This is a genomic window from Aminobacter sp. MDW-2 (assembly GCF_014250155.1).
Classification (GTDB): domain Bacteria; phylum Pseudomonadota; class Alphaproteobacteria; order Rhizobiales; family Rhizobiaceae; genus Aminobacter; species Aminobacter ciceronei.
Genome location: NZ_CP060197.1, coordinates 2,001,941 through 2,010,451, shown reverse-complemented (window position 1 = coordinate 2,010,451; position 8,511 = coordinate 2,001,941). Strand labels below are relative to the sequence as shown.

General features: G+C 64.8%; 8 protein-coding genes (1 of these 8 running past the window's edge). 4 read left to right on the top strand and 4 right to left on the bottom strand.

The window, feature by feature from the left end:
* On the top strand, positions 1–1,941 hold the 3' portion of the coding sequence (locus H5P29_RS09895; protein WP_067957839.1) for a M23 family metallopeptidase. 30 nt of this gene lie to the left of the window's left edge; 1,941 of the gene's 1,971 nt are visible here — the last part of the coding sequence; the start codon falls outside the window, past its left edge; its stop codon occupies positions 1,939–1,941.
* 93 nt (positions 1,942–2,034) lie between these two features.
* Here the strand turns inward: H5P29_RS09895 and H5P29_RS09890 are convergent, their stop codons facing one another.
* Positions 2,035–3,555, bottom strand: coding sequence for an MFS transporter (locus H5P29_RS09890; protein ID WP_154386170.1), 1,521 nt, complete (start codon positions 3,553–3,555; stop codon positions 2,035–2,037).
* Positions 3,556–3,836: 281 nt separating this feature from the next.
* Between H5P29_RS09890 and H5P29_RS09885 the strand changes: the two genes are divergently transcribed.
* The 3 genes from H5P29_RS09885 (at position 3,837) to H5P29_RS09875 (ending at position 5,446) form a co-directional block, all read left to right on the top strand.
* The gene (locus H5P29_RS09885; protein ID WP_154386169.1) at positions 3,837–4,517 is read left to right on the top strand and encodes a glutathione S-transferase family protein; all 681 of its coding nucleotides are present in this window, start codon (positions 3,837–3,839) and stop codon (positions 4,515–4,517) included.
* Positions 4,518–4,640: 123 nt separating this feature from the next.
* Complete coding sequence (locus tag H5P29_RS09880) at positions 4,641–4,979, top strand: helix-turn-helix transcriptional regulator (RefSeq protein WP_154386168.1); 339 nt, start codon at positions 4,641–4,643, stop codon at positions 4,977–4,979.
* Positions 4,976–5,446, top strand: coding sequence for an SRPBCC family protein (locus tag H5P29_RS09875; RefSeq protein WP_154386167.1), 471 nt, complete (start codon positions 4,976–4,978; stop codon positions 5,444–5,446). Before H5P29_RS09880 ends, H5P29_RS09875 begins: the two co-directional genes overlap by 4 nt.
* A gap of 20 nt (positions 5,447–5,466) precedes the next feature.
* On the opposite strand, the gene H5P29_RS09870 is transcribed toward H5P29_RS09875, so the two are convergent.
* The 3 genes from H5P29_RS09870 to H5P29_RS09860 all read right to left on the bottom strand — a co-directional run bounded on the left by H5P29_RS09870 (position 5,467) and on the right by H5P29_RS09860 (position 8,349).
* Positions 5,467–5,961, bottom strand: coding sequence for a GNAT family N-acetyltransferase (locus tag H5P29_RS09870; RefSeq protein WP_067957822.1), 495 nt, complete (start codon positions 5,959–5,961; stop codon positions 5,467–5,469).
* A 60-nt stretch (positions 5,962–6,021) separates the two neighbouring features.
* The gene (locus tag H5P29_RS09865) at positions 6,022–6,870 is read right to left on the bottom strand and encodes a phosphotransferase family protein (RefSeq protein ID WP_154386166.1); all 849 of its coding nucleotides are present in this window, start codon (positions 6,868–6,870) and stop codon (positions 6,022–6,024) included.
* Between the two features lie 102 nt (positions 6,871–6,972).
* Positions 6,973–8,349, bottom strand: coding sequence for a L,D-transpeptidase (locus H5P29_RS09860; protein ID WP_067957813.1), 1,377 nt, complete (start codon positions 8,347–8,349; stop codon positions 6,973–6,975).
* Between the last annotated feature and the right edge of the window lie 162 nt (positions 8,350–8,511).

The following is an 8,511-nucleotide window of genomic DNA, read 5'->3' as shown; positions in this document are numbered from 1 at the left end:
CTCGGCAATGAGCCGCCGCTGATCGCGGATGGCCGCGCCGGTCCCCCGGACCGACGCGAGGTCTCGGCGCGCTGGCTTTCGGGCACCTTCCTGACCGGCGTGACCTCGAGCGTGCTGATGGGCGTGGCGCTGTTTGCCGCCCTCGACGGCCGCGAGAAGCTCGCCACCCCACCCGAGATCGCCGAACTGGCGACGCTTGCCGCCAGCGGCGATGGCGGACAGAGCGCCAAGACCACAAGGCTTGCGCCGCTGCGCCAGATCGCCAAGGCCAAGGACCGGCGGCGCATGGAAGTGTCGATGCTGACCAAGGAAGGCGATCGCGAAGTCATTCGCACCATGCCTTTCGTCCAGATCAAGATGGCGCTCGCAGCCTCGCATCCGACGACGCGCAGCTATCCCGCCTTCGACCCGCTGACGGTCTTTGCCGAGGACGGCCCGGCACAGCAGCCGGCGCAGGCTGCGACGACCGGCCAGATCTACGGCGTCAAGGTCGAGAGCGAGATGAGCCTCAAGACCGTCGACTTCCCCGTCGAGACGGCAACCTTCGACGAGAGCTCGGCACTCTCCGCCAATGAGGTCGAGAAAGTGGTGCGCGATACCGGCGGCGACCTGACCGAAGGCGACATCCAGGTTGCCTCGCTGCATTATGTCGACCCGCAGCGCTTCGGCAACGCGTTTGCCGACCAGACGCTCGCCGGCTCCTACGGAATCAAGATTGTGCCCGAGAACGTCTCGGTCAGCGCCCGCGCCGACGTCGATCCCGAAACACTCTCTTATGCCGAAGACATCATCGCCTTCGAGAAGGACCGCAAGATCGCCGATGCACTGGCCGACGCCGGCTATTCAGGCGAGGACGCCCAAGGCATGGCCAATGCGGTGTCACGGCTGCTCAATGCGACCGCGCTCAAGGCCGGCACCGTGCTGCGCGTCGGCCTCGAGGTCCGTGGCGACGTCGGCAAGATCGTTCGCACCAGCGTCTACGACCGCTCACAGCACATCCTGACCATCGCGCTCGACGACCGCGACCAGTTCGTTCCCGGCGATGAGCCAGAGCCGAACCCCGAGATCGCCACCGCTTTCGAGGACACGCCGACGGTGCCGACAACCTCGCGCGGCGCGCTGCCGACCGTTTATGACGGCATCTATCGAGCGGCCTATTCCTACGGCATGTCACAAGACATGACCAAAAAGCTGGTCCGGCTGCTGTCGTCCGACGTCGACTTCCAGTCGCGGCTCAATCCGTCAGACCGCATCGAGGTGTTCTTCTCGCAGCCCGATGGCGACGACAAGGCCTCGGCCGATTCCGAACTGCTTTATGTCTCGGCGAATTTCGGTGGCAACACGCGCAACTTCTACCGCTTCCAGATGGGCGACGGCGCAGTCGACTATTTCGACGAGGACGGCCGCAGCGCGCGCCAGTTCCTGCTGCGCAACCCGCTGCCCAACGGCAAGTTCCGCTCCGGTTTCGGCGGCCGCAAGCATCCGATCCTCGGCTACGTCAAGATGCACACCGGCGTCGACTGGGCCGCCCCCACCGGCACGCCGATCATCGCCTCGGGCAATGGTGTCGTCGAGAAGGCCGGCTGGGCCGGCGGCTACGGCAAGCAGACCATCATCCGCCACACCAATGGCTACGAGACGTCGTACAATCACCAGAGCCGCATCGCACCCGGCGTCGTCCCCGGCGCCCGCGTCCGTCAGGGCCAGGTCATCGGCTATGTCGGCACCACCGGCCTGTCGACCGGCGCGCATCTGCATTACGAGCTGATCGTCAACGGCACCAAGGTCGACCCGATGCGCGTGCGCCTGCCCACCGGCCGCGTGCTCAAGGGCGAGGAACTGGTCGCCTTCAAACGCGAGCGCGAGAGAATCGACGACCTGCTCAAGGACGAAAACAAGGACGCACTGAAGGTCGCGAGCACCGCCAAGGTCAGCGGCTAGAGTATCCGTGTTGGTCAAGGGAGGGATATGGACCATTTCAAGCAACTCCAGGAAAAATGCGCGGCGGTTTTCCTAGGAATTGCGTAACGACAACTAGGCTTTTTCCTGGCTTTTCCACGACGGCTGGGTGAACCAGGCGACGGCTGCCGCGACGAAGCACATCGCGGCCGCAATCGCCGCGATCGCCGCAAAGGCGCTGTTTGTCGCCGAAACCCGCAAGGCTTCCGCACCCGCGTCGAGCGGCGCAGCCACGTAAGCGCCGAACTCGACGCCCGGTGCAGCCGTTCCCAGGACATTCGCAAAGACCACACCTGCAACGGCACCAAGCGAGGCCACCGCCATCAGGCCGGCGGCCCGGGCGAGCGCGTTGTTGACACCGGAGGCAAGCCCGGTGTCCTCCTCCGGTGTCGCCCGCATCACCGCCGCCGACACCGGCGAGACGACGATGGCCATGCCGAGGCCCTTGAGCAGCAGGACAGGGAACGTCACCTGCCAGAGCATCATCAGCGGCATTGTCAGCGCAAGGCCTGCATAAGAGATGCCGACGATTGACGCACCCACGGTCAGCGGCCAGCGCGGGCCGATGGCGTCGGACAGCCGGCCCGAATAGCTCGACAAGCCTGCGATGAACAAGGACAGCGGCAGGAACAGCAGGCTCGCCTCCCATTCCTTGGCACCCCAGCCGGAAACGACGGTCATCGGCAGGAAGAACAGCACTGCATTGAAGGCGAAGAACAGGATCAACGTGTAGAGATTGGCGCCGGTGAAGGCACGTGAGGTGAACAGCTCGAGTTTGACCATCGGCGCCCGCGCCCACTTCTCCCAGACGATGAAGCCGGCGAAGATTGCACCCCCGACCGCGATCCACAGCCATGGCGAGACAGCGCGAACGTCTGCGGGCAGGCCGAAGGCGGTCAGGCCCCAGGCCATCAGGCCGAGGCCGACGGTTGCCAGCATCGCACCTGCAATGTCGAGCCGACGCTTGGACGACGGCCGGTCCTGTGGCACCTTGCTGAGCAGCATGGTGAGGGCGACGAGCCCGATCGGTACGTTGATGGCGAAGATCAGCCGCCACATCCATTCGGCGCCGAAAGACAGCACCATGCCGCCGACGAACGGCCCCATCGCGGTTGTCAGCGACGAGAACGCCGCCCATTGGCCGATGGCCTTGCCGCGCGTCGCGTTGGGATAGGATTTGGCAATGATGGCGAGGCTGCCCGGCACCATCAGCGCGGCACCGATGCCTTGTGCCGCGCGCATGATGATCAGCATCTCGGCGTCGACAGCGAGCGCGCAGGCCGCCGAAGTGACCATGAACAGGATGATGCCGGCAGCAAAGATGTTGCGCACCCCAAAAACATCGCCGGCAGCGCCGCCGAGCAGCACCAGCGCCGACAAAAACAGCATGTACCCGTTGCTGATCCACTGTGCGTCGACGAGCGAGGCGCCGAGATCAGCCCGGATGACCGGCATCGCCAGCGACACCACCGAGCCGTCGATGAAGCCCATGCTGGAGGCAAGGATCGCCGAGATGAGCACATAGCGCCGCGCATCGGGCGGACAGAAGACGTGGCTGTTGTTGGCCGGGGTCGGTGCGGTGTCGGAAATGTCCATGGCTGGAGACTATGTGGGCAAGCTTTGCGCAGGAAGCGACCAGGGGGACGAATTCTGGAAGCCAGGCGACATCGGCTTGCCGTATCGTGGCGCTCGGCAGCAGGTCGATCTCGTCATCCGGGCGAGCAAAACGAGGCCCGGGACCCTCTGCCCCCGTGGAAAAGCTCTCCCGCTTCGATCTCCAGCTCCCTGCGAATAGTTTCCACATAAGGAAACTTTCTCTTGCGCAGTCGAACTCGCTGCAATAGTTTCCGAGTATGGAAACTATCTGGAGCCCTGCAATGGCGCTGACGCTTTATTCCCACCCTCTCGCTGCCTTCTGCCACAAGGTGCTGATTGCGCTTTATGAGAATGGGACCGAATTTATCCCTGTGACAGTGGACCTCGGCGAACCGGAAGAGACGGCGGCGCTGGCGGCGAAATGGGCGGTGGGCAAGATTCCGGTGCTGCGCGACGACTTCCGCGATCGCACGGTGCCGGAGACCAGCATCATCATTGAATATCTCGATCGGCATTATCCCGGGCCGGCGCCGATGCTGCCGGCGGATGCCGAGCGCAGGCTTGACGCCAGGCTGTGGGACCGCTTCTTCGATCTTTATGTCAGCGTGCCGATGCAGAAGGTCGTCACCGACAGGATACGGCCCGAAGGCGGCAACGATCCGGTCGGCGTGGCCGATGCGCGGCGGACGCTCGACACCGCCTATGTGATGATAGAGCGCCAGTTGGCGGACAAGAACTGGGCGGCGGGCGAGGACTTCACCATTGCAGACTGCGCGGCGGCACCGGGCCTGTTTTACGCCTCGATCGTTCATCCCTTCGCCAGCGACCAGCACAATCTCGCCGCCTATTTCGAGCGGCTGATGGCGCGGCCGTCGGTGCGACGGACGGTCGGCGAAGCGCGGCCCTATTTCCGTTTCTTCCCCTATCGCGAACTGATGCCGGAGCGCTTCCTTCATGACTAGAGCGTTTCCGCTTTTCTTCGAATCGCGGAATCTCTCTATCTCTCTGTTTTCGAGCAATTCCGGACGCAGAACCGCTGCACACTTTTCCTGGAATTGCTCTGAGCACAGCAAGGGGACAGGCCGATGATCGAGGCACAACGACTGGACCGCGTTTTCACCGCCCTTGCCGACGCCGGCCGGCGCGGCATGGTCGAGCGGCTGAGCATGGGTCCGGCAACCGTCAAGCAGCTGGCCGAACCGCAAGGCATGCGGCTGCCCTCGGCGTTGAAACATCTGAAGGTGCTCGAGGACGGCGGCATCGTCGCCTCGCGCAAGGTCGGCCGGACCCGCACCTACACGATCGAACCCGCGGCACTGTCCGAGATAGACGACTGGGTGAGACAGCGGCAGACTGCGATGAACGAGGAATTCGACCGCCTTGTCCAGGCAATGAAGGATTTTCCCGGGGAGGAAGGTGAATGACCGACGTGGCACACAAGACCTTCGTCGTCGAGCGCAAGCTGCCGGCGTCGCCCAGGCACGCCTTCCGCTTCTGGTCGGACCAGGCGCTGAAGCGGGCGTGGAACGACTGCCATGCCGACTGGGTGACGCTTGAGGACAGTTTCGATTTTCGCGTCGGCGGCATCGAGGCCAAGCGCTGGCGTATGCCCGACGGTGCCGAGTTGGCATTCCGCGCCGACTACTTCGACATCGTGGCCGGCGAGCGCATCATTTATGGTTTCGAGATGAGCCATGGCGGCAAACGCATCTCTGCATCGCTGGCCACGATCCAGCTTTTGCCCGAAGCCGGCCAGACGCGGATGCGGTTCACCGAGCAGCTGGCTTTTCTCGGCACCGCCGAGGCGATGGCGGCGCGGATTTCGGGCACCGGAACTGGCTTCGACCGGCTGGTGGACATCCTCAGCAGGGAGACGGCGAGCGTACACTGAGTGCTCGTAGCCCGGCTGGCTCAGCTCGCTTCGAAGCCGGCGTGGTAGACGATCTCGCCGCGGGGGACGGCGTCGCCGAAGGCCAGCCGCTGGACATATTGCGGCGGCAGGCCGGCATAGGTGACGGCGGGGTCGGCGACGAAATCGAAACGGCTGTAATAGGCCGGGTCGCCGATGAGGACGCAGCCCTTGGCGCCCATCCCACGCAGCGCGTCGAGCCCGAGGCGGATCAGCGCCTGGCCGATGCCCTTGCCCTGGTTGTCGGGCCAGACCGACACCGGCCCGAGGCCATACCAGCCTGCGTCACCGCCGACGGTGACGGGCGAGAAGGCGACATGCCCAAGGATCTTGCCGCCGTCCTCGGCTATCAGCGACAGCGTCAGCGCACCGGCATCGCGCAAGGCATCGACGATCGCCGCTTCGGTCTGGCTCGAATGCGGGGCGTCCGCGAAGGCGGCACGGGTGAGCGCGCGGATCGTGTCGACGTCGGCCGGCTGTTCGGAACGGATGTACATCTCGCTACCTCGATTCTCCGGACACTTGCCGGCAGCCATGGCCCAAATGCAAGGCGCAAGTCAGGCCGGTACGTTGCCGGCCGTCAGGGATCGCAGCCCGGCGTCGAGTGCGACCGCATCGCCATGGTCGACACCGAACAGAACGTCGAGCAGCGGAAAAGTGCTGCGGTAGAAGGTGATGCGATCCCGCATCCCGGCGATGCCGGAATAATGCGGCGCCATCAGCGCGAGGACATCGTCGCCCAGCCCGGCCGACAGGCTGGCGAGATCATAGGCGGGATCGCCCGCCCCGCAGCCGGCGAAATCGATGACGCCTGAAACCCTGCCCTTGTCGACGAGGATGTTGCCGGTGCCGAAATCGCCATGCGTGATGGTGCGCGGAGCGTCGGGGACACGCCCTAGAAACCTGATGAAACTGTTGCGGATGGAATTGGCGACGGCAGCCGGCAGCAACGGCAGCGCCTTGGCTTCAAGCCGCTCAAGAAGATCGCGCCACTCGGCCATGGGGTCAGCGGGAGCGGCGTCCCTCAGCATGTCTTGTGGGAGCGCATGAAGCGCGCACAGGAACAGCGCGAGGTCTCGGGCCAGTTCCTGCGCCTGCGCAGCAGTCATTCCATCGAGCGACAGCAGCGGCTCGCCGGGCAGCTTGCGATGGACGGCGACGACATACGCGCCGACGTTTCTCAGCTCCGGCGCGGGCACCGGCACGGGAAGCATCGGCGCCAGGACGGCGAGCACGTCGGCCTCGCGGGCAAGATCGCGGCGCGCCTCGTCGTGCCGGGGTATCCGCACGATGACCTTGCCCGTATCGAAGATGCGGTTGTTCTGGCCGCTGTCGATGACGGTTGCGGACAGGAATTCGGGCTGATGCAGGGCCTCGGCGATTTCCCGAGCTGTCGGCTGGATCATCGAAAATCGTCCGTCGGCAATGAGCCGGAACCGTGTCGCCGCAGGTGGCAAAAGTTCCGAGCCGCGGAGGGTCTCTCCACGGCCATTGCGGCACTAGCGGAGCTACTCCATGAATTCGACCGGCACGCCTGCCTTGACGATCTTGGCGAGTTCGCGCGCGTCCCAGTTGGTCAGGCGCACGCAGCCATGGCTTTCGGTCTTGCCGATCTTGGAGGGATCCGGGGTGCCGTGGATGCCGTAGGTCGGCTTGTCCAGCGCGATCCAGACCGAACCGACAGGGCCGTTCGGGCCCGGCGGGATGGTCAGGACCTTGTTGTTTTCGCCCTGCTTGAAATTGATCTTGGGATTGTAGGTGTAGTTGGGGTCGAGCGCGACGCGCGACACCGCATGAATACCGGTCGGCGACGGCGTGTCGCCCGAGCCGATGGTCGCCGGATAGGCGGCGACGAGCTGGCCGGCCTCGTTGTAGGCGCGAACCTGCTTCAGCCCCTTGTCGGCAACGATGCGCGACACCGGCTTGTTCACCAGCTTGCCAAAATTGGCGACCTTCACGATGGTGCCCGGGCGGTTGAAATTGACGTCCGGATTGATCGCCTTGAGATAGTTCTCGTCCATGTGGAAACGCTCGGCGAGCATTTCGGTGACCGAGGTGAAGGCCATGCGCTCGAGCTGGGCCTTCTCGCTGTAGTCGGCCGGAACCGAGGCGATGTAAGGGCCGGCGGCGTCCTCCGGCGTGATGGTGTAGGAGCCGAAGGCGTCGCCGCCTGTTTCGGCAAGCGCCTGCTTGATGCCTTCGGCGTCAGTCGACTTCAGGCTGGCGCCGGTCATCTCGTTATAGGCGACAAGCGCCTTGTCGACGTTCGAACCGAAACGCCCGTCGATGACACCGGGCGAAGCGCCGAGGCGATCGAGAAGTATCTGCAGCGAAGCGACGTCCTCGCGGCCCTTGACCGCGATGGACGGCTCGAGCGGCCGATCGGTGATGCGCGGGTTGGCCGGCAGCGCCGGCTGGTCGTCCGGGCTCTGGAGCGGTTCGCGCGAAACGACACGCGGCCCGCTTGGCGCCTCGGGGAAGGCGTTGGGATCGCTGTTATAGTAGTCGTCACCATTGGGTTCGGCCGGAACGGCAAGCGCGTCGTCGCTGTAATAGCCGTCATCCGCCGGTCCGATCAGCACGTCGCCCTGGCGGTAGTCGCGGCGCAGCTCCTGGCGGCGCAGTTCGCGGCGCAAGGCCTGGCGGTTGAGGCGGCTCTCCGGCGGCTGCACGGCGATGACCTTGCCGGTGTAGGGATCGACGAGCACACGGTTGCCGCGGCTGTCGTAGAAGACCTCGACCTCGCTCTGGGCAAGCTGGAGCAGGTTCTGGCCAACCCGCACGCGTGGCGAGACGGGCTCGCCTGACGGCACGATCGCGGCCGCTGCCTGGAGCGCCGACAGGCCGGTGGCCATGGCCGAAAGCACAACGATCTTGCGCAACATGGTCGCCACATCTCTCCGAATCTCGGCCGCCCACAGGCCGGCCGCCGTGAATCACTGTTATCCACTGACATCCAATAACGATCTGCTAACCCTTCCAACATGAACGGGGCATGAAAATGACCGTGTTAGCAGGATTTTGAGGCCTTGGCAGACCGCGCGGCG